The following is a 21024-nucleotide window of genomic DNA, read 5'->3' as shown; positions in this document are numbered from 1 at the left end:
CCCTCATAGCGAGAACCCCCGCGCCCGGCCAAATCCCTGCAACAGCGGCGCATGGGCATTGAAGGCATACCGCCAGGTCACCCGGCCGTTCAGGCGGTGCCCCAAACGCACCACGCCCAGCCTGCCCTCGAGGAACAGCGCGACGATCCGCCCTTCCTCCTTCAACTGGTCAAGAAGCGTCGCCGGCACCTCTTCGACGCCGCCGCCGATCAGGATCGCATCGTAAGGTCCCTGCTTCGGCGCCCCCTCGGACAGCGGCCCGGTCAGAACCGCGGCGTTGAAGACGCCCGCCTCGGCCAGCCGCCGTTCGGCCTCACCGGCCATTTCCTCGTTATCCTCGATGGCGACGACGGCCTCGGCCAGCCGCGCCAGAACCGCCGAGGAATAGCCATAGCCGCAGGCCAGATCCAGAACCAGATCCTCGGGCTTCACATCCAGTACATCGACCATCTTGGCCAGGGTCCGCGGCTCAAGCAGAACGCGACCGCCGCCGATCTCGATATTCTCGCCCGTATAGGCGACATTGCGGCGCGACGGCGGCACGAATTCCTCGCGCGGGATGGACAGCATCGCCTCGATGATCGGAAACTTGAAGACGTCGTTCGGTCGAACCTGAGTGTCAACCATCATGGTTCGGCTTGCGGCGAATTCGGTCATGTCGGGAACCTCTGCTCGACCTGCTTTTTCAACTTAATGCCACGATTTCCTGCACTAGGCAACGCCGGTCGTTCCCGTCTTGCATGGCGCGCGGCAATCCATTATGCGGTGTTTACTCTGTTCGGCGGTGGGTTGGCGGAGAGGTTACGCACCGGATTGCAAATCCGTGAAGACCGGTTCGATTCCGGTACCCACCTCCAATGAATTCAATGGCATGGCGACTTGTCTCCGCTTCAGGCCGGCCATCGCGAAATCGGATTTCCACCATGTTCATTAGGGCTTGAAGGCGTTTTCACGCAAGCCTCCGGCATATTGCCGCACCCGGCCTGCAGGATTAAAATCCAGCCTTATCTTCAAAATGTCCGGGAATTTCATCGGCGGAATAGGAAGAAATGGTGCCCCCAGAGAGATTTGAACTCCCGACCTTCGGTTTACAAAACCGCTGCACTACCGCTGTGCTATAGGGGCGACGCCGCGGTTGTTTATCACGCGCGGAGGGCGCGCGGCAACCCGTCTTGCCGGTCCGGTCGGGCCGGTGGGGTTCGCGTCATTCCCGCCCATTGTCCGACTTGACGATACCCGTGCGGCGACCCGATAGATGGGTGCCGGTCATGGCGCAGAACGGGAGGGGTCCGATGATCCGCATCGGTATCGGCGGCTGGAATTTTGCCCCCTGGCGCGGGGTCTTCTATCCCGAGGGCCTGCCGCAGCGGCGCGAACTGGAATATGCCAGCCGCGCGCTGAGTTCGATCGAGATCAACGCCACCTATTACGGCAGCCAGAAGCCCGTGAGCTTTCAGAAATGGCACGACGAAACCCCCGACGACTTCGTCTTCGCGGTCAAGGGGCCGCGTTTCGCCACCAACCGCCGCGTCCTCGCCGAGGCCGGGGACAGCATCGCGCGGTTTCTGGACTCCGGCGTCACCCGGCTGGCGGCCAAGCTGGGGCCGATCAACTGGCAGTTCGCCGAAACCAAGGCATTCGACACCGCGGATTTCGGGGCCTTCCTGACCCTGCTGCCCGACAGCCATGACGGCCTGCCGCTGCGCCACGCGATCGAGGCCCGGCACGCCAGCTTTGCCTGCGACACCGCCGCGACCCTTTGCCGCGACCGCAATATCGCCCTGATCCGGGCCTGCGACGGAAAATTTCCCGAGATCGACCTGGACACCGCCGATTTCGCCTATCTGCGGCTGATGGGCACGACAGACCTGCCGCAAGGCTATCCCGATGCCGCGCTGGACGATTGGGCCCGGCAGGCCCGCGAGATCGCCAGAGGGCGCGACCTTTATCTCTATGTCATCTCGGGCGAAAAGCCGCGCAATCCCGCGGCGGCCCTGGCCCTGATCGAGCGCCTGTCCTGAAGAAAGGAACACCTGTATGAGCTGCGCCTGCGGACATCATCACCCCCGCCAGGACGGTTGCGCGCCGGGCGGGACAGCGATCCCCCTCGCCCGACCGATGATTGCCCTCAACGGGCGGCTGATCTGCACCGACGCCGCGCAGATGATGACCGCGTTGTCACTGCTGCCCGATCACGTCGAACTCAGCCGGGCCGAGCCGGGTTGCCTGCATTTCGACATCCGGCAGGACGACGATCCGCTGATCTGGAACCTTGCAGAACTGTTCACCGATGAAGATGCCTTCGCCGCACACAAGGCCCGCACCGGAAACAGCCTCTGGGGTCAGGCCAGCGGCGCGATCACCCGGGATTTCCACCAGCACGACATCCTGCCCGCGATCCGCGCCGAGACCGCGACCGACCACGCCGCCATCGACGCCCTGCTGCAGGCGGCCTTCGAGGGGCCGGATGAGGCCCGGCTGGTCCGGCTGTTGCGCGATCAGGGCGATCTCAGCCTGTCGCTTGTCGCCCATGCGGCCGGAACCATCCTCGGCCATGTCGCGCTGTCGCCGATCGGGGGCGACCGCCCTGCCCTGGCGTTGGCGCCGGTCGCGGTCACGCCCAGGGCGCAGCGCCTCGGCATCGGCAGCGCGCTGATCCGCGACGCGATCGCCCGATCCGGCGGGCTTCCGATCGTCGTGCTGGGCGATCCGGCCTATTACGGGCGCTTCGGCTTTGCACCCGCCGATCTCGACTCGGTCTATGCCGGCCCCTGCCTGCAAACCCTAGGCGATCTGCCCCAGGGCTGCACCATCCGCCACGCCCCGGCCTTCGCCGCGCTCTGACCGCCATCGGGTCCGGCATTTCCGGTCAGCCCGCCATCGGGCGCGCTGCCGCCGGGCCAAGGCTTGCGGTTCCGCCGCCTGCGGTCCACATCTAGAGCAGATCAGAAAGGACCCCAGATGGCAGGACAACCGACATTCGATGCCGCCGAGGCAGTGAAGGGCCGCCCCTTCGGCAATCTTCCCGAATGGGATCTGACCGATCTCTATCCCGGTCCCGAATCCGCCGAACTCAAGGCCGATCTCGAACGGCTGGACCGCGAGGTGAAGGATTTCGCCGCCCGCCATCAGGGCCGGCTGGCCGAACTGGAGCCGGCCGCCATGCTGGCCTGCATCGAAGCCTATGAGCGGATCGACATCACCGCCGGGCGGATCATGTCCTATGCCGGGCTGCGCTATTATCAGGACACCACCGATGCCGGCCGCGCCAAGATGCTGGGCGATCTGCAGGCCCGGATCACGGATATCACCACGCCACTGGTGTTCTTCAGCCTCGAGTTCAACCGCGTGCCCGATGAAACCTATGCCGCGGTCTTCGCCGCGCCCGACGGTCCTGCCCGCTACAAGCCGGTCTTCGACCGGATGCGCGCCATGCGCCCGCATCAGCTGTCCGACGAGCTGGAGCAGTTCCTGCACGACAACTCGGTCGTCGGGGCCGCCGCCTGGAATCGCCTCTTCGACGAAACCACCGCGGCGCTGGAATTCGACCTGGACGGCGAGACGCTGGGCCTCGAGGCGACGCTGAACCTGCTGACCGATCATGACCGGGCCCGGCGCGAGGCCGGCGCGCGGGCGCTGGCGCAGGTATTTCGCAGGAACGTCAAGCTGTTCTCGCGCATCCACAACACCTTGGCCAAGGAAAAGGCCGTCGAGGACAAGTGGCGCAAGATGCCCACGCCGCAGCATGGCCGGCACCTGTCGAACCATGTCGAACCCGAGGTGGTCGAGGCGCTGCGCAACGCCGTCACCGCGGCCTATCCGCGGCTGTCGCATCGCTATTACGCGCTGAAGGCCCGATGGCTGGGGCTGGACAAGCTGCAGGTCTGGGACCGCAACGCGCCGCTGCCGACCGAGACGCCCCGGACCATCGGCTGGGACGAGGCGCGGCAGACGGTCCTGAACGCCTATGCCGGCTTCGCGCCGAAACTGGCCGATCTCGCCCGGCCGTTCTTCGACAAGGGCTGGATCGACGCCGCGGTGACACCGGGCAAGGCGCCGGGTGCCTTCGCCCATCCGACGGTGGTGACGGTGCATCCCTATGTGCTGCTGAACTACCTCGGCAAGCCGCGCGACGTGATGACGCTGGCGCATGAACTGGGCCATGGCGTGCATCAGCGGCTGGCGGCCGCGCAGGGGGAACTGCTGGCCTCGACGCCGCTGACCCTGGCCGAGACAGCCTCGGTCTTCGGCGAGATGCTGACCTTCCGCGCGCTTCTGGCCGAGACCACCGACCCGGTGCAGAAAAAGGCGCTGCTGGCCGGCAAGGTCGAGGACATGATCAACACGGTCGTGCGCCAGATCGCCTTCTACGATTTCGAATGCAAGCTGCATGCCGCCCGCGCCGAAGGCGAGCTGACCCCCGACGACATCAACGCGCTGTGGATGAGCGTGCAGGCCGAAAGCCTTGGGCCGGTCTTCGAGTTCATGCCGGGCTATGAGACCTTCTGGACCTATGTGCCGCATTTCGTGCATTCGCCCTTCTACGTCTACGCCTATGCCTTCGGCGACGGTCTGGTGAACGCGCTTTATGCCGCCTACGAGGACGGGCTGCCGGATTTCCAGTCGAAATATTTCGACCTGCTGGCGGCGGGCGGATCGAAGCACCACAAGGAGTTGCTGGCGCCCTTCGGGCTGGATGCCTCGGACCCGGCCTTCTGGGACAAGGGGCTGGCGATGATCGAGGGGCTGATCGATCAGCTGGAGGCGCTGGAATAGGGGCCGCCTCGCCCTCGCCCCGCGGCGGCACCCGTCGCGGGCATTTCAGCGGTAAAGAAGCCCGGTTTTTCATCGCCCTGTGACAGACGGGCGCTATGCTGCGGCAGAAAGGCGGAGGATGAAGCGCATTCTGTTGATTCTGATTGTGGTGCTGATCGCGGGGGCTGTCGCGTTTTTCGCGCTGGCGCCGGGATATGTCGAACGTGCGCTGAACCCGCTGCGCATGCCCGACGAGGGCTGGCCGGTCAGCGCCGAGGCGCGCACCCTGCATCAGCGGCTGGTGATCGGGGATCTGCATGCCGACCCGCTGCTGTGGGACCGGGACCTGCTTGAACGCGGCAATCGCGGCCATACCGACGTTCCGCGCCTGCTGGAAGGCAATGTCGCGGTGCAGGTCTTTACCACCGTGACCAAAAGCCCGCGCGGCCAGAACTATGACCAGAACAGCGCTGCGGCGCCCGACAATATCACGCCCCTGTTCATCGGCCAGTTGCGGCCGGTCGAATCGTGGTTCTCGCTGAAGGAACGCGCACTGGTGCAGGCGCGGGCGCTGCGCAACATGGCGGCGCGCGATTCCGACCGGCTGCGGGTGATCCGCACGCGCGCCGATCTGGCCGCGGTGCTGGAGGCGCGGGCCGGCGGCCAGCAGGTGCTGGGCGCGATCCTGGGTTCCGAGGGCAGCCATCCGCTGGAGGGCGACCCGGGCAATCTGGAGGTGCTGTTCGACGCCGGCTTCCGGATCATGGGGCTGACCCATTTCTTCGACAATGAACTGGGCGGCAGCCTGCACGGCGAGGGCGGGACGGGCGCCGGGCTCAGCGCCTTCGGGCGGCAGATGGTCGAGGCGATGATCGCGAAGGACATGATCATCGATCTGGCCCATGCCTCGCCGCAGATGGTCGATGAGGTTCTGGCCATCGAGGGTACCAGACCGATCCTGTCCCATACCGGCATCCGCTCGCATTGCGACACGCCGCGGAACCTGCCCGATCAGCAGATGCAGGCGATTGCGGGCAAGGGCGGGCTGGTCGGGATCGGCTACTGGTCCGACGTGGTCTGCGGCGGGACACCGGCCGATATCGCCGGCGCGATCCGGGCCGCCGTCGATCTGCTGGGCGAGGATCAGGTGGCGCTTGGCTCGGACTATGACGGCTCGGTCGATGCGCCCTTCGATGCGGCCAATCTGGCGGCGCTGACCCAGGCGCTGATGGATGCGGGGTTGAACGAGGCGCAGATCGCCAAGGTGATGGGCGGCAACATGATGCGCTACCTGTCCGAGGCCCTGCCCGGAGACTGACCCCGGATCCCCGCGTCGCGGTGTCGGCGCGGGCGTCAGCCCTCGCCCGCGATCATCCGGCGGGCGATCATCCAGCTGACCGGGACTGCCAGGATCGCGCCGGTTCCCGCGCCGATCAGGATCGGCCAGAGACCGACATGGCCCAGGACCAGAACGACGATCACCCCGATCCCGGCCATGGTGCCCATGGCAATGGTCAGCAAGAGCATGAAAAGACGCTGCATCGAACACCTCCGTCCGGTCGATCGGCACGGATGATATGCATTCCTGCGAATGTGTCATTGATTTCGATCAAACCGAAATCTCGCCCGGCGGCGTCACTCGGGCGGCACCACCCGCGAAAACGCCGGGGCGATCGTTCCGGGCTTGCCAAGCGCGACCGCCGGCGCGACCCTGTGACGGATGCAGAGGAGCTTGCGATGCGAGTATGTTTCCTTGTCCCGCTACTCTTGCCGCTTCCGGCGGCGGCCTTCACGGCACAGAACGGCATGACGGCCATGCAGGTCGGCCCCACCGAGATCGCGGTGCCCTTTGATTCCCCGCGACAGGACACCGATTACTGGTGCGCCGCCGGCGATTTCGCCGAGCGGGTCATGAAACTGCCGGGCAAGACCCGGATCTGGCGGGCATCGCCAAAGCCGCGCAAGGCGGCGGAGGGGATCCTCTTCACGCTCGATCCGGCGCAGAAGGCCGAAGGCGCGGGTCTGTCCCATTTCGGCTCGGGTCCGCGGGACGGGTCCATTCCTGTCGGAATGGCTGTCGGAAACTTCTGCCGCCCGCCCATTCGCCTGTGGTGGGATTGAACGAGGGCCATCCCCGGATGATGCGACCCGACGGCCGGCCTTGGCTGCGACGGGGCCGCAGGGCCGGCAAGGCACGGATATTCCAGACGGAAAGCACGTTTACAGGCGCGGCTGCGCCCCCTAGGACGGTTGGGCGCCGTCCCGCATGGCCCCGCCTCGCTTCAGGAGTAGCCCGATGATCTACGCCGCGACCACCGGCCTGGCCGAAGCCGCGCTGCGGGTCCGGGCGCGGCTGGGTGGCTCGGAGAGCCTGCGCGAACGGCTGGTCAGCGGCCCTGCCCCGGCGCGGGCCGATCTGTGGGTGCATGGCGCCTCGGTCGGGGAACTGACCTCGGCCCGCCCGGTGATCGAGGCATTGGCCGCCGATCAAAGCGTCATGGTCACCGCGAACAGTGAAACCGGGCGCGACATGGCGCTTGGCTGGGGCCTGCCCGCGCGGCTTGCGCCGCTGGACATGCCGGGCGCGCTGCGGCGGTTTCTGGATGCCGTGCAACCGCGCCTGCAACTGACGATGGAAAACGAGTTCTGGCCGCTGCGCTCGCGCCTGCTGGCCGAACGCGGCATCCGTCAGGCGATGATCGGGGCCCGGATGTCGCAACGCTCGGCCTCGCTCTGGGCGCGGCTGCCCGGCGTGATCGGGCCGATGCTGCGGCGCATCTCCGCACTGTCCGCGCAGGACCCCTACAGCGAGGCGCGGCTTCGCCAGTTGGGCCTGCCCGAGGCGGCGATCCTGCCACGGCTGGACCTCAAGCTGCTGACCCCGGCGCAAGTCCGGCCATCGCCCGACAGCGCCGCCCGCGACCTGACATTGCTGGCCGCCTCGACGCATGAGGGCGAGGAGGCGATGATCCTCGAGGCCTGGCTTGCCGCCCGGCGGATCCATGCCGACCTGCGGCTGATTCTGGCGATCCGGCACCCCCGGCGCGGTGACGAGGTGGCCGCGCTGATCGCCGCGCAGGGCCTGACGGCGGCACGGCGCTCCGAAGGCGCAGCCGGCGGCCCGCTGCTGCTGGCCGATACCCTGGGCGAGATGGAGATCTGGTACCGGCAAGCCGGCCTCTGCCTGGTCGGCGGCTCGCTGACCGACCGGGGCGGCCACACGCCATGGGAGCCCGCCGCCCATCGCTGCGCGATCCTGCACGGGCCGCATGTCGGCAATTTCACCGATGCCTACGCGGCCCTGGGTGCCGCCGACGCAGCGCGCGAAGTCACGGCCGAATCGCTTGCCACCGAGATCGCCAACCTGACCGGCGCTCCCGCCGCGGCCCGGCGCATGGGTTCGGCGGCGAGGCATCTGCTGGAGCAGCGGGCGGGCGATCCGGCCGCACTGGTGGCGCATCTCCGCAGCCTTGCGATTGCGCCCTCCGAACCCGATATAGACGGGATGATGACAAGGGATTCGTCATGATCCGCTATAATTTGCGCTGCGAACATCGGCACGATTTCGACGGCTGGTTCCGCTCGTCCGAAGGGTTCGAGACGATGCGGGCCGCAGGGCAGATCGCCTGTGCGCAATGCGGCTCGACCAGCGTCGAGAAGGCGCTGATGGCACCGGCAGTCCCGAAAGAGACGCCGGCAGCCGCCGATGCGCCCCGCCTGTCCGAACCGCAATCACCGGCCGAGGCCGCGCTGGCCGAATTGCGCCACCATATCGAGACGAATTCGGACTATGTCGGCCTGCGTTTCGCCGACGAGGCCCGCGCGATTCACGAGGGCCGCAGCCCGCATCGCGCGATCCATGGCGAGGCCCGCGCCGATGACGCCAGAAAGCTGGTCGAGGACGGGGTGCCGGTCGCCCCGCTGCCCTTCGTCCCGCGCCAGAAGGCCAACTGACCCCTGCCCCGCTGCCCGCGAAAGCGATCCTCGCCCTCACCGCTGATGGGGTGACCAGACCCGCCATTTCAGGGGGCTGGCACGGGCAAAGCCCCTTGCCCTTTCGCCCCGCCCCCCATAAAAGCCGCGCCGACACAAATCCAAGTCTGGAGGCCCGCCATGCCGCTTCTGGTGATGAAATTCGGCGGTACATCCGTGGCCGATCTTGATCGGATCAAGAATGCCGCGACGAAGGTGCAGCGCGAGGTCGAGCGCGGCTATGACGTCATCGTCATCGTCAGCGCCATGTCGGGCAAGACCAACGAACTGGTCGGCTGGGTCGAGCAGACCTCGCCGCTGTTCGACGCGCGCGAATATGACGCGGTGGTCAGCTCGGGCGAGAACGTGACCGCCGGGCTGATGGCGCTGACGCTGCAGGAGCTGGGCGTGCCGGCGCGCAGCTGGCAGGGCTGGCAGGTGCCGATCCATACCACCGACGCCCATTCCGCCGCCCGCTTCACCGACATTCCGCGGGCCAACCTCGACCAGAAATTCGCCGAGGGCTTCAAGGTCGCGGTGGTCGCGGGCTTTCAGGGGATCGGACCGGACGGGCGCATCACCACGCTGGGACGCGGCGGCTCGGACACCACAGCCGTCGCCTTCGCCGCCGCCTTCGAGGCCGAGCGCTGCGACATCTATACCGACGTGGACGGCATCTATACCACCGATCCACGGATCACCTCGAAGGCGCGCAAGCTGCACAAGATCGCCTTCGAGGAAATGCTGGAACTGGCCAGCCTCGGCGCGAAGGTTCTGCAGACCCGCTCGGTCGAGTTGGCGATGCGCAACAAGGTGCGGCTGCGCGTTCTGTCCTCGTTCGAGGACACCGACGAGAACTCGGGCACGCTGGTCTGCGATGAGGGAGAAATCATGGAATCGAAAGTCGTCAACGGCGTCGCCTATTCACGCGAAGAGGCCAAGATCACCCTGGTCACGGTCGAGGACCGGCCCGGCATCTCGGCCTCGATCTTCGCCCCCCTGGCGGATGCCGGCGTGAACGTGGACATGATCGTCCAGAATATCTCGGAAAAGGACTACGAGGATCACCTCGGCTCGGTCACCGACATGACCTTCTCGGTGCCGATCAACCAGGTCGAGCGCGCCAAGAAGGCCATGGAAGAATCCAAGGCCGCCGGCCGCATCGCCTATGACGAGTTGATCGTGGATACCGAAGTCGCCAAGGTCAGCGTGGTCGGGATCGGCATGCGCAGCCATACCGGCGTCGCGGCGCGGATGTTCAAGGCGCTGGCTGATGAAAACATCAACATCAAGGTCATCGCCACCAGCGAGATCAAGATCTCGGTGCTGATCGACCGGAAGTATATGGAACTGGCGGTGCAGGCGCTGCATGATGCCTTTGACCTCGACGAGGCCTGAAAGCGGGCCCGGCGAAGAACCCGGCACAGCAAGGCCCGCGGGGCCATCGCGACAGCAGAGGCAGGCACGCGATGCAAGACCGCAAGGACAGTGACTCGCGCAAGCTGCTGCAGCGGCTGAAGGGAATATTGGCGGCCCCCGGCGGCGGTCAGGACCGGCTTGATCAGATCACCCATCACATCGCCGATTCGATGGGAACCGAGGTCTGTTCGATCTACCTGTTCCGCGATCCCGAAACGCTGGAACTCTGCGCGACCGAGGGGTTGCGGGCCGAATCGGTCCACCAGACCCGGCTGCGGCTGGGCGAGGGTCTGGTCGGCCGGGTGGCCCGCTCGGGCCGGCATGTGAACACCGCGAACGCCCCGGCCGAGCCGGGCTTCCGCTTCATGCCCGAAACCGGCGAAGAGGTGTTTCCCAGCTTTCTCGGCGTCCCGATCCAGCGCGTCGGCGAACGCCTGGGGGTGCTGGTCGTGCAGTCCCGCGATGCGCGGCAGTTCAGCGAGGACGAGCTTTACGGGCTCGAGGTCGTCGCCATGGTGCTGGCCGAGATGACCGAACTGGGCGCCTTCCAGGGCAGCCAGACCGACAGCCTGCCGCTGGTTCACCATTTCCCGCTGATGATCCGCGGCGCGACCGGGCAGGAAGGATCGGCCGAGGGGCGGGTCTGGCTGCACGAGGCGCGGGTGGTGGTGGCCAATCCGGTCGGCGACGACCCGGACACCGAACTCGGCCGGCTTGAGGAGGGCGTCGCGCGGCTGCGCCAGACGGTCGACACGATGATGGCCGCTGTCGACATGGATGGCGACGGCGAACATGCGGCGGTGCTGGAAACCTATCGGATGTTCGCGCATTCGCGCGGCTGGCTGAGCCGCATGTCCGAGGATATCCGGCTTGGCCTCTCGGCCGAGGCCGCGGTTGAGAAGGAACAGTCCACCGCCCGTGCCCGGCTGGAAATGGCCGCCGATCCCTACCTTCGCGACCGGCTGCACGACCTGAACGACCTGTCGAACCGGCTGTTGCGGATCCTGACCGGACAGGGCAGCAACACCGGAGCCGAGATGCCCGACAACCCGATCCTTGTGGCCCGCAATATCGGCCCGGCCGAACTGCTGGAATATGGCCGGCGGCTGAAGGGCGTGGTGCTGGAGGAAGGCTCGGTCGGCAGCCACGCCGCCATCGTTGCCCGCGCGCTGGCGATACCGCTGGTCATCCATGCCGAGCGTATCACCGCCGAGGCGCTGAACGGCGACCCGATCCTGGTCGATGGCGATCAGGGCATCGTGCATCTGCGCCCGGAAGAAACCGTGGCCGCGGCGTTCCGCGACAAGATGGCGATGCAGGCCGAGGCGCAGAACCGCTATGCCAGCCTGCGCAACCTGCCCGCCACCGGCACCTGCGGCACCACGATCCAGCTTTACATGAATGCCGGGCTGATGGCCGATCTGCCATCGCTTGAGGGATCGGGCGCCGAGGGCGTCGGCCTGTTCCGCACCGAGCTGCAATTCCTGATCCGCCGCCATGTCCCGCGCCGCGGCGAACTGGCCGATCTCTATCGCCATGTCATGGATCAGGCCAAGGGCAAGCCGGTGATGTTCCGCACGCTGGATATCGGCTCGGACAAGGTGCTGCCCTACATGAAGCCGCAGGACGAGCCGAACCCGGCGATGGGCTGGCGGGCGATCCGCGTCGGGCTGGACAAGCGCGGCGTGCTGCGCATGCAGTTGCAGGCGCTGATCCGCGCCTCGGTCGGCCGGCCGCTTCACGTCATGTTCCCCTTCATCGCGGATATGGGCGAATACGAGGCCGCATATCGCATCCTGATGCAGGAACTGTCGCGCGAACAGCGGCTGGGCCACGAGATGCCCAGCGATATCCGGGTGGGCGCGATGCTGGAGACCCCGTCGCTGGCCTTCGCGCCGAAGAAGTTCTTCGAGATGTGCGACTTCATCTCGATCGGCGGCAATGACCTGAAGCAGTTCTTCTTTGCCGCCGACCGCGAGAACGAGCGTGTGCGCCGCCGCTATGACACCATGAACACCTCGTTCCTGTCGCTGCTGCGCCAGATCGTCGGCCGCTGCGAGGACGCGCGGGTGCCGCTGTCCTTCTGCGGCGAGGATGCCGGCCGGCCGATCGAGGCGTTGACCTTCGCCGCCCTCGGCATCCGGCGGCTGTCGATGCGCCCGGCCTCGATCGGCCCGGTCAAGCATCTGATCCGCCGGGTCTCGATCGCCGATCTGCGCAAGGTCATCGACGAGGCGCAGGCCAGCGGGCTGACCAACCTGCGCCGCCCGGTCACCGAATGGCTGGCCCGGCAATAGTCGGCATCGGCGCAAAAGCGCCGAAGGATGCGGAATGGCGCGGCAATATCGACCGCCATCCACCTGTCCGCGCCGCCCAAGCTTCTTGCTGCATCGCGGCAGAACCTCTATAGTAAACAAGTTTTTGGGCAGCACTCTCCTGATATGAAGCGTCGTCATTTCCTCAATGCCGCCACTGCCTTGGCCGCCGGCGGCTCGTTCGCCGCAATTCCGGTTCAGGCTCAGACCACGCCGGAGCAACTGGAAACCGAGCCGGAAAATCTGTCATCCCCGATCCGGGCCGCTTTCGGTTTCGAAGAGGTCGCGGCACTTGCGGCCGAGCGGGCGGATCAGGTCTACAAGCAGCCGGTGGCCGATCAGGTCGGCAGCTTCGCCGATCTGAACTATGACCAGTATCGCGGGATCCGCTTTCGACGCGACCGCGATCCGCTGAGCGAGAATGATCGCTTCAGCATGGACCTGCTGCCGCCCGGCGCCATTTTCTATGAGCCGGTCCAGATCAGTATCGTGCGCGACGGCCGGCCCGAAAAGCTGGAATTCGATCCGGCACTGCTGGAATTCGACCCCTCGCAATTCCCGAATGGCGCCGATCTGGAAACAAAGGGTGAGATGGGCTGGTCGGGCTTTCGGCTGCGCACCCAGCTGAACCGGCCGGGCGTGATGGACGAATTTCTGGTCTTCCAGGGCGCCAGCTATTTCCGCGCGGTGGCCCGCGGCACGCTCTATGGCCTTTCGGCGCGCGGGCTTGCGATCAAGACCGGCAGTCCCGACGGCGAGGAATTCCCGCTGTTCACCGATTTCTGGGTCCATGTCCCGAAGGAGGGGGCCGAGGCGATCCGCATTCATGCGATCCTCGACAGCAAGTCCACCACCGCCGCCTTCCAGTTCGATGTCCGTCCCGGCGCGGTGACCATGATCCGCAGCCGCGTCGCCATCTTCCCGCGCGTCGAGTTGCAATATACGGGCATCGCGCCGCTGACCTCGATGTTCTGGTTCGGCCCGGGCAGCCGGCGCAATGTCGACGACTACCGCCCCGCTGTCCATGACAGCGACGGGCTGCAGATGCATACCGGTGCCGGCCAGGCGCTGTGGCGCAGCCTCGCCTCGCACCGGAACCTGCAGATTTCCTCATTCGTGGACAATGACCCGCGGGGCTTCGGCCTGATCCAGCGCAACCGCAGCTTCACCGATTATCAGGACGCCGAGGCGCAGTACGATCTGCGCCCCTCGGCCTGGATCGAGCCCGAGGGCGACTGGGGCGAAGGCGAGGTACGGCTGATCGAGATCCCGGTCGAGAACGAGTTCAACGACAATATCGTCAGCTACTGGCTGCCCACGGCCCCGATGGCCAAGGGTCAGCGGCACGAGTTCCGCTATCGGCTCAGCTTCGCGCAGCTGCCGCCCACCGACGTGCCATTGGCGAAGGTGCGGCAGGTGCGTTCGGGCCGGTCGATCAACGTCGCCACCACCCGCAGCTTCATCGTCGATTTCGACCTGTCGCTGTTTTCCGCGGAATTGCCCGCATCCACCGTCACGACCTCGGCCGGCCGGATCGTCCATGCCTATCTGAAGCCCCTGCCCGACCAGAACGTGCTGCGCCTCGCCTTCGAATTCGAGCCGGGCGACGCGACGCTGGCCGACCTGCAGGCGCGGCTGACCGACGGCAACGGTCTTGCGCTCAGCGAAACCTGGCTGACCCGCTGGACCGCATGACCGACAGCCCGCACCCGGTCCCCGGCCTTGCGGCGGTTCCGCCCGAGGCGCCGCTGAAGATGCCGGTGCAGGATTTTTACCTGCGCCCGCAGCGCCGCCAGCCGCATCACCATCAGCGATGGCGGGTCTGGCTGGCCCGGCTGATTGCCTTCGGCGGCACCGCCGCGCTGGCCGTGATCGGCTATACGCAGATGCTGGCGGCCTTCGGCGATCGCCCGACGCCGATGCAGTTCGCCCTTCTGGTGCTGTTCGTGCCGACCTTCGCCTGGGTGGGCTTTTCCTTCTGTTCGCTGCTGGCCGGGCTGCTGGCACCGCAACCGAAGACGCCCGCAGGGCCGAACGAGGCGCGCCTTGCCGTGGTCATGCCGATCTATCACGAGAACGCCTCGAAAAGCATCGGCCTGCTGACCGCGCTGGCCCATGATCTTCTGCGCGAGGGGCTGGGCCAGCGGGCCGAGATCTTCGTGCTGTCCGACACCACGGATCCGGCCACGGCAGTGAACGAGACGCTGACTGTCGCCGCCGCCCGCGAGACCTCGCCCCTGCCGATCTGGTATCGGCGGCGACGCAGCAACGAGGATCGGAAGTCCGGCAATCTGGCCGAATTCATCCGCCGCTGGGGCGGGCGCTATGACCAGATGGTGGTGCTGGACGCCGATAGCGTGATGAGCGGGGCAACGATCCGCGAACTGTCGGCGCGGATGAATGCCGATCCCGATCTGGCGCTGATCCAGACCATGCCGGTGCTGGTCGGCGGCGAGACGATCTTTGCCCGGCTGACCCAGTTCGCGGGCCGGGTCTATGGCCCGATGATCGCCCGCGGCGTCGCCGCCTGGTCGGGCGATACCGGAAATTACTGGGGCCACAACGCGATCCTGCGTATCCCGGCCTTCGCCGAGGCCTGCGGCCTGCCGCGCCTGCCCGGGCGTCCGCCCTTCGGCGGCACCATCCTCAGCCATGATTTCGTCGAGGCGGCCGCGCTTGGCCGGCGCGGCTGGAAGGTGCGGCTGGATCACGACCTGCGCGGCAGCTATGAGGGCTGCCCGCCGACGCTGCTGGACATGGCGGCGCGCGAACGCCGCTGGGCGCAGGGCAACCTGCAGCACGGGCGGCTGTTCGGCATGCGCGGCGCCCGGGCCATCACCCGGGTGCATTTCGCCATCGGCATCCTCGGCTTTCTGATGAGTCCGATCTGGCTGATGCTGATCCTTGTCGGTCTGGTCCTGTCGGCCACCGTGCTCCTGTCGACGCCAGAATATTTCCCGAATTCCTACCAGTTGTTCCCCGACTGGCCGGTCTTCGACGCCCGCCGCATGCTGTGGCTGTTCATCGCCGCCATGGCTCTGCTGCTGCTGCCCAAGCTGATCGCCACCGTCCGCGCCTGGCTGCGGCCGCTGGCGCGCAATTCCGGCGGGCCGGTGCGCATCTTCACCAGCGCCCTGTTCGAGATCGTGCTGTCGGCCCTGATCGCGCCGGTGCAGATGCTGATCCAGACCCGGCAGATCTACGAGATCCTGCGCGGCCGCGACAGTGGCTGGAAGGCGCAGGTGCGGGCCGGCTCGATGCCCGGCTGGGGGGTGGTGATCGCGCGGCACTGGCCGCATGTGACGCTGGGCCTCGGCACGCTGGTCGTGCTGGCGCAGTTTTCGCCGCCGCAACTGATCTGGCTGTCGCCGATTCTGGCCGGGCTGATCCTGTCGCCCCTGACCTCGCGCTATTCCGCCAGCCCGGTATTCGGCCGCTGGGCACGGATGCGCGGGCTGCTGGTCACGCCCGAGGAACGCGCCACGCCGCCGATCCTGTCCGAGGCCAGCGCCGCCAGCCGCGCGCTGCCCCGCCCGATGCGCGGGGCCGAGGCGATCCTGCATCTGGGCCGCGATGCCGCGGCGCGCGCGCGCCATATCGCCCTGCTCGAGCCGCCGGGCGATCTGCCGACCCCGCAGCGGATGCCGCGAATCACCGCCGAGGCCAAGATCGCCCATGCCACCAGCCGCGCCGAGGCGCTGCACTTCCTGACCCGCGACGAGACCCAGGCGCTGGTCTCGGACGCCACCCTTCTGGAACGCTGGAGCCGGCTTCCCGGTTGAGCCGCCAGCGCCGACAGGTTAACGGATCTCATGAAACGTCTGATCGCCCTCGACATGCTGCGCGGCTATGCGCTGATCTGCATCATGCTGGACCACATGCCGATCTCGCCCCTGCGCAACTTCACGCTGGCGAATTTCTCGATCTTCGATGCGGCCGAACTGTTCGTGCTGCTGTCGGGTTTTCTGGTCGGCCTCGTCTGGCTGGGCGTCGAACGCAAGGAGGGGCGGCGGGCCGCGCAATGGCGTTTCGCCCGGCGCGCCTTCGAGGTCTGGCGGGCGCTGGTACTGGGCGGCATCGTCATGGCGCTGCTGTCGGCGGGGCTGCTGGCCCTGGGGCTGCAGCATACCGCCATCTGGAACCAGTATGCCGAATGGGTGATCGACAACCCCTGGGGCTATCTGGGCACGCTGGCGCTGATGTGGCTGCAGCCGAACCTCCTGGACGTGCTGGCGGTCTATGTGATCCTGCTGGCCTCGGCGCCGCTGCTGGTGCCGCTGCTGCTGCGCTTTCCCTTCAGCTTCGCGCTCGGATCGCTGGCGCTGTGGTGGTTTGCGCCGGTGCTGAACCCGCTGATCCCGAATCACAATGCGGGCGGGCTGCTGTTCAACCCCTTCGGCTGGCAGATGCTGTTCTTCTCCGGCGTCGCCATGGGCCTGTTCCGGCAGCAGTTCATGCCGGTGCTGATGCGCCACGCCCGGCTGATCACCATCGCCTCGACCGTCGTCTTCCTGTTCGGCGCCACCATCGTCATCGCCTCGAAATTCGGCGAGCCGGCCCTGCCGCTGCGCAACGCGCTGAAGCTGATCTATGGCAGCATCGACAAATGGCACCTCGACGGCACCCGCTATCTGGCGATCATGGCCGCAAGCTGGCTGGTTGCGGTGCCGCTGGCCGGCATCATGGAACGGCTGGCCGCCTCGCGGCTGGGCGTCGGGATGCAACAGATCGGGCGCGGCGGGCTGTGGTCCTTCATCGCCTGCGTGCTGCTGTCGGTGATCGGCGATGCCTTCCAGATGAACCCCGCGGATCAGGGCGTGCTGCGCCGGCTGGCCGTCGATCTGTGGGCGATCCTGACGCTGTGGTGGCTGTCGGCCATCTGGCTGGCCTATGGCGCCCCGCGCCAGAAGGCCCGCAAGGCGCCACCCGCCGGCTAGGCGCTGGAAACTTGCCAATGGCCCCCGACAGCGATTGCCCCAAGGTCAAGTTTCCGTTAACTAGCCCCGTCGCGGCTTTCACGCTAAGCCTGCGCGACCCAGATAGCATCGGGTATCGTGCCGCCCGGCACGCGTAGGGAGGAGACCATATTGCTTGACCTGACGGCCATCCGTTCGGAGCTGGAAGCCCATTACGATCTGGCACCCTCGATCGAGCTTGCCGAAAGCATGTCCGACATCCATGCCCGCATGGACCGCGTGGTGCCGTTTCCCGACTGGGCCGTGGCCGCCCCCTATGTCGCCGCCATCAACCGGCTGAAGAAGGAACGCAATGCCGCGGTCCTGGCGCATAACTACATGACGCCGCAGATCTATCACGGCATCTCGGACGTGGTCGGCGACAGTCTAGCGCTGGCCATCGAGGCCACCAAGGTCAAGGCCGATGTGATCGTGCAATGCGGCGTGCATTTCATGGCCGAGACCTCGAAGATCCTGAATCCCGCGAAGACCGTGCTGATGCCCGACATGGAGGCCGGCTGCTCGCTGGCCGAAAGCATCACCGCCGAGGGCATTGCCGAGATGCGGGCGCGATATCCCGGCGCGCCGGTGGTCAGCTATGTCAACACCACCGCCGAGGTGAAGGCCGCATCCGATATCTGCTGCACCTCGGCCAACGCGGCCCAGATCGTCGCCGCGATGGAGGGCGACACGGTCATCATGACGCCCGACAAGTATCTGGCGCAGAACGTGGCAAAGCAGGTGCCGCACAAGCGCATCGTCTGGTGGGACGGGCGCTGCATCGTGCATGAGAAGTTCACCGCCCAGGACCTGCGCGATTTCCGCGGCTGGCATCCCGATCTGAAGATCATCGCCCATCCCGAATGCCCGCCCGATGTCGTGGCCGAGGCGGATTTCGCCGGCTCGACCGCCGGCATCCTCGACTGGGTTGGGCGCGAGCGCCCGGCGCAGGCCATGCTGGTCACCGAATGCTCGATGGCCGCGAACATCTCGGATGCGCATCCCGAGGTCGAATTTCTGGGGCCGTGCAACATGTGCCCCTACATGAAGAAGATCACGCTGGAAAAGGTGCTGTGGTCGCTGCACACGATGAGTGGCGTGGTCGAGGTCGATCCCGAGATCGCCGCGCGCGCGCGCGTCGCGGTGCAGCGGATGATCGACCTGTCGCGCCGACTGGCGGCCTGAGGCCGGATCCCGCATGACCGAAATCGCAACCGATCGCGTCGTCATCGTCGGCGCGGGTCTGGCCGCGCTTTATGCCGCGCTGAAACTGGCCCCGCGCCCGGTGCTGATGATCTCGCCCGAGCCGCTGGGTCAGGGCGCAAGCTCGGCCTGGGCGCAGGGCGGGGTGGCGGCGGCCATGGACCCGCGGGACAGCGCCGATGCCCATGCCGATGACACGGTGCGCGCCGGTGCCGGCACGGTCGATGCCGGCATCGCGCAGCTGGTCACCGATGAGGCCCGCGCCCATATCCTCGATCTGACCACGCTCGGCACCCCCTTCGACCGCACCCCCGAGGGTGGCTATGTGATGTCGCGCGAGGCGGCGCACAGCATTGCCCGCGTGGTGCGCGTCAAGGGCGATCAGGCCGGGGCCGAGATCATGCGCGCCCTGATCGCCGCCGTCCGCGACACCCCGTCGGTGCAGGTGCTGGAGGGGAGGATCGCGACCGGCCTCGTGACCGGGGCGGGCCGGGTAACCGGCATCCGCATCGCCCGCGCCGAGGGATCGCAGCCGGTGACGATCACCGCGCCCGCGGTGCTGCTGGCCGGTGGCGGCTCGGGCGGGCTTTACGCCGTGACCACCAATCCGCCGCGTATCCGCGGGCAGGTGATCGGCATGGCGGCGCGCGCGGGCGCGGTGATTGCCGATGCCGAATTCGTGCAGTTCCACCCCACCGCCATCGATTGCGGCGAGGATCCGGCGCCGCTGGCCACGGAAGCCCTGCGCGGCGAGGGCGCGCATCTCGTGAACCGCCGGGACGAGCGGTTCATGCTGGCGATCCATCCCGATGCCGAACTGGCCCCGCGCGATGTCGTCGCCCGCGCGGTCTATGCGCAGAGCCAGGCCGGGCTGCGGCCGGTCCTGGACACGCGCGCCTGCCTCGGGCCGCGCATCCTGAGCGAATTTCCCGCCGTTGCCGCCGCCTGCGCGCGCGCCGGCATCGATCCGGCCAGTCAGCCGATCCCGGTCGCGGCTGCCGCGCATTACCATATGGGCGGCGTCGCCGTGGATGCCCGGGGCCGCGCCAGCCTTGCCGGGCTGTGGGTCGCGGGCGAGGCCTCATCGACCGGGCTGCATGGCGCCAACCGGCTGGCCTCGAACGGGTTGCTGGAGGCGCTGGTCTTCGCCCGCATCTGCGCCCTCGGCATTGGGGCGGCGCTTGGTCCCTTGGCCGACGCGCCGCCGCTGACCCTGCCGGACCTGCCGCCCGCGCCCCTGCCCGACCCGGCGCTGGTGGCGCGTCTGCGCCGGGCCATGACCGATGGCGCGGGCGTGGTTCGCGACGCCGGCGGGCTGCGCCGCGCGCTGGCCGAAATCGCCACCGTCGAGGCCGCCCAGCCCGATTGCGAGACGCTGCTGAACATGAGTGCCACCGCCACCCTGATCTGCGCCGCCGCGCTGACCCGCGAGGAAAGCCGTGGCGCCCATTTCCGGTCGGATTTCCCCGATCCGGCCCCGACGGCCCGCCGCAGCCGCATGACGCTGGACGAGGCGCGGGCGATCCGCGACGCGCTGCACCCGGAGGTGACATGACCGCCCTGCCCCCACTGCCCGAGATGATCCTTGAACCGCTGGTCCGCGCCGCGCTGATCGAGGATCTGGGAACCAATGGCGACATCACCACCCGCACGGTGATTCCCGCCGGCACCCGCTATGCCGCCCGCATCCGCGCGCGCGAGGCCGGCATCGCCTCGGGGATGCAGCTGGCCCGGATCGCCTTCCGCCTGATCGATCCGGCGCTTGAGATGCGCATCCTGCGCGATGACGGCGCAGGCTTCGAGCCGGGCGATGTGCTGGCCGAGATCGCGGGCGAGGCCGCCTCGATCCTTTCGGCCGAGCGGGTGGCGCTGAACTTCGCCGGCCGCCTGTGCGGGATCGCCACCCTGGCCGCCGCCTTCGTGGCCGAGACCGCGGGCACCGCGACGCGCATCACCTGCACCCGCAAGACCACGCCCGGCCTGCGGCTGGTCGAGAAACAGGCGGTGCTGCATGGCGGCGGCTTCGCCCATCGCTTTTCGCTGTCGGATGCGATTCTCATCAAGGACAACCACATCGCCGCCGCCGGGGGCATCCGCCCGGTGCTGCAGGCGGTGAAGGCGCGCGCCTCGCACATGATGCGGGTCGAGATCGAGGTCGATCGCCTGGACCAGCTGGCCGAAGTGCTGGCGGAAGGCGGCGCCGATGTGGTGCTACTGGACAATATGGACACGCCCACGCTGCGCGAGGCGGTCGGCATGGCAAGGGGCCGGGTGGTGCTGGAAGCCTCGGGCAACATGCGGCTCGACCGGATCGCCGAGGTCGCGGCGACCGGGGTCGATTACATCTCGTCCGGGGCGCTGACCCATTCGGCGCGGACGCTGGATCTGGGGCTGGATTTCTGACG

General features: G+C 67.5%; 17 protein-coding genes and 2 tRNA genes. 16 read left to right on the top strand and 3 right to left on the bottom strand.

The annotated features are described in order from the left end of the window. Positions 1–3 precede the first annotated feature (3 nt). Positions 4–657: a protein-L-isoaspartate O-methyltransferase family protein gene (locus KNW02_RS07300; protein WP_216032607.1), complete on the bottom strand. Its 654-nt coding sequence runs from the start codon at positions 655–657 to the stop codon at positions 4–6. A gap of 126 nt (positions 658–783) precedes the next feature. Between KNW02_RS07300 and KNW02_RS07295 the strand changes: the two genes are divergently transcribed. After that, positions 784–857: transfer RNA gene (locus KNW02_RS07295), tRNA-Cys, on the top strand. 193 nt (positions 858–1050) lie between these two features. On the opposite strand, the gene KNW02_RS07290 is transcribed toward KNW02_RS07295, so the two are convergent. Continuing rightward, positions 1051–1125: transfer RNA gene (locus tag KNW02_RS07290), tRNA-Thr, on the bottom strand. 167 nt (positions 1126–1292) lie between these two features. Here KNW02_RS07290 and KNW02_RS07285 point away from each other — a divergent pair. From KNW02_RS07285 to KNW02_RS07270, 4 genes are all read left to right on the top strand, one after another. Further along, positions 1293–2021, top strand: a complete 729-nt coding sequence (locus tag KNW02_RS07285) for a DUF72 domain-containing protein (protein WP_216032606.1) — start codon at positions 1293–1295, stop codon at positions 2019–2021. Between the two features lie 16 nt (positions 2022–2037). Then, positions 2038–2844: a GNAT family N-acetyltransferase gene (locus KNW02_RS07280; protein ID WP_216032605.1), complete on the top strand. Its 807-nt coding sequence runs from the start codon at positions 2038–2040 to the stop codon at positions 2842–2844. Between the two features lie 117 nt (positions 2845–2961). Beyond that, positions 2962–4776, top strand: coding sequence for a M3 family oligoendopeptidase (locus KNW02_RS07275; RefSeq protein ID WP_216032604.1), 1815 nt, complete (start codon positions 2962–2964; stop codon positions 4774–4776). Between the two features lie 118 nt (positions 4777–4894). Then, positions 4895–6073 carry a dipeptidase gene (locus KNW02_RS07270; RefSeq protein WP_216032603.1) on the top strand — a complete coding sequence of 393 codons (1179 nt, stop codon included), beginning with the start codon at positions 4895–4897 and terminating at the stop codon, positions 6071–6073. 35 nt (positions 6074–6108) lie between these two features. Here the strand turns inward: KNW02_RS07270 and KNW02_RS07265 are convergent, their stop codons facing one another. Then, on the bottom strand, positions 6109–6297 hold the full coding sequence (locus tag KNW02_RS07265; protein ID WP_216032602.1) for a hypothetical protein: 189 nt from the start codon (positions 6295–6297) through the stop codon (positions 6109–6111). Between the two features lie 195 nt (positions 6298–6492). On the opposite strand from KNW02_RS07265, the gene KNW02_RS07260 reads away from it, so the two are divergent. The 11 genes from KNW02_RS07260 (at position 6493) to nadC (ending at position 21022) form a co-directional block, all read left to right on the top strand. After that, complete coding sequence (locus tag KNW02_RS07260) at positions 6493–6876, top strand: hypothetical protein (protein WP_216032601.1); 384 nt, start codon at positions 6493–6495, stop codon at positions 6874–6876. A 175-nt stretch (positions 6877–7051) separates the two neighbouring features. Next, complete coding sequence (locus KNW02_RS07255) at positions 7052–8284, top strand: 3-deoxy-D-manno-octulosonic acid transferase (protein ID WP_216032600.1); 1233 nt, start codon at positions 7052–7054, stop codon at positions 8282–8284. Beyond that, positions 8281–8709, top strand: a complete 429-nt coding sequence (locus KNW02_RS07250) for a DUF1178 family protein (RefSeq protein ID WP_216032599.1) — start codon at positions 8281–8283, stop codon at positions 8707–8709. Before KNW02_RS07255 ends, KNW02_RS07250 begins: the two co-directional genes overlap by 4 nt. A gap of 159 nt (positions 8710–8868) precedes the next feature. Then, a complete protein-coding gene (locus KNW02_RS07245) occupies positions 8869–10125 on the top strand; it encodes an aspartate kinase (protein ID WP_216032598.1) in 1257 nt (418 codons plus the stop codon). A 71-nt stretch (positions 10126–10196) separates the two neighbouring features. Next, the gene (ptsP, locus tag KNW02_RS07240) at positions 10197–12443 is read left to right on the top strand and encodes a phosphoenolpyruvate--protein phosphotransferase (RefSeq protein WP_216032597.1); all 2247 of its coding nucleotides are present in this window, start codon (positions 10197–10199) and stop codon (positions 12441–12443) included. Positions 12444–12587: 144 nt separating this feature from the next. Then, positions 12588–14156 carry an OpgD/OpgG family glucan biosynthesis protein gene (locus tag KNW02_RS07235; protein ID WP_216032596.1) on the top strand — a complete coding sequence of 523 codons (1569 nt, stop codon included), beginning with the start codon at positions 12588–12590 and terminating at the stop codon, positions 14154–14156. After that, positions 14153–16243, top strand: a complete 2091-nt coding sequence (gene mdoH, locus KNW02_RS07230) for a glucans biosynthesis glucosyltransferase MdoH (protein ID WP_216032595.1) — start codon at positions 14153–14155, stop codon at positions 16241–16243. The genes KNW02_RS07235 and mdoH overlap by 4 nt, the downstream gene beginning before the upstream one ends. A gap of 30 nt (positions 16244–16273) precedes the next feature. After that, complete coding sequence (gene opgC / locus KNW02_RS07225) at positions 16274–17398, top strand: OpgC domain-containing protein (protein ID WP_216032594.1); 1125 nt, start codon at positions 16274–16276, stop codon at positions 17396–17398. 150 nt (positions 17399–17548) lie between these two features. Beyond that, on the top strand, positions 17549–18601 hold the full coding sequence (gene nadA, locus KNW02_RS07220) for a quinolinate synthase NadA (RefSeq protein ID WP_216032593.1): 1053 nt from the start codon (positions 17549–17551) through the stop codon (positions 18599–18601). A 13-nt stretch (positions 18602–18614) separates the two neighbouring features. Beyond that, a complete protein-coding gene (locus KNW02_RS07215) occupies positions 18615–20174 on the top strand; it encodes an L-aspartate oxidase (RefSeq protein ID WP_216032592.1) in 1560 nt (519 codons plus the stop codon). After that, positions 20171–21022, top strand: a complete 852-nt coding sequence (gene nadC / locus KNW02_RS07210) for a carboxylating nicotinate-nucleotide diphosphorylase (protein WP_216032591.1) — start codon at positions 20171–20173, stop codon at positions 21020–21022. Before KNW02_RS07215 ends, nadC begins: the two co-directional genes overlap by 4 nt. Positions 21023–21024 lie beyond the last annotated feature (2 nt).

The organism is Paracoccus marinaquae (assembly GCF_018860165.1).
In the GTDB taxonomy this organism is placed as follows: domain Bacteria; phylum Pseudomonadota; class Alphaproteobacteria; order Rhodobacterales; family Rhodobacteraceae; genus Paracoccus; species Paracoccus marinaquae.
The sequence above is the reverse complement of the archived record's forward strand: the minus strand, read 5'-3'. Positions and strand labels throughout refer to the sequence as shown.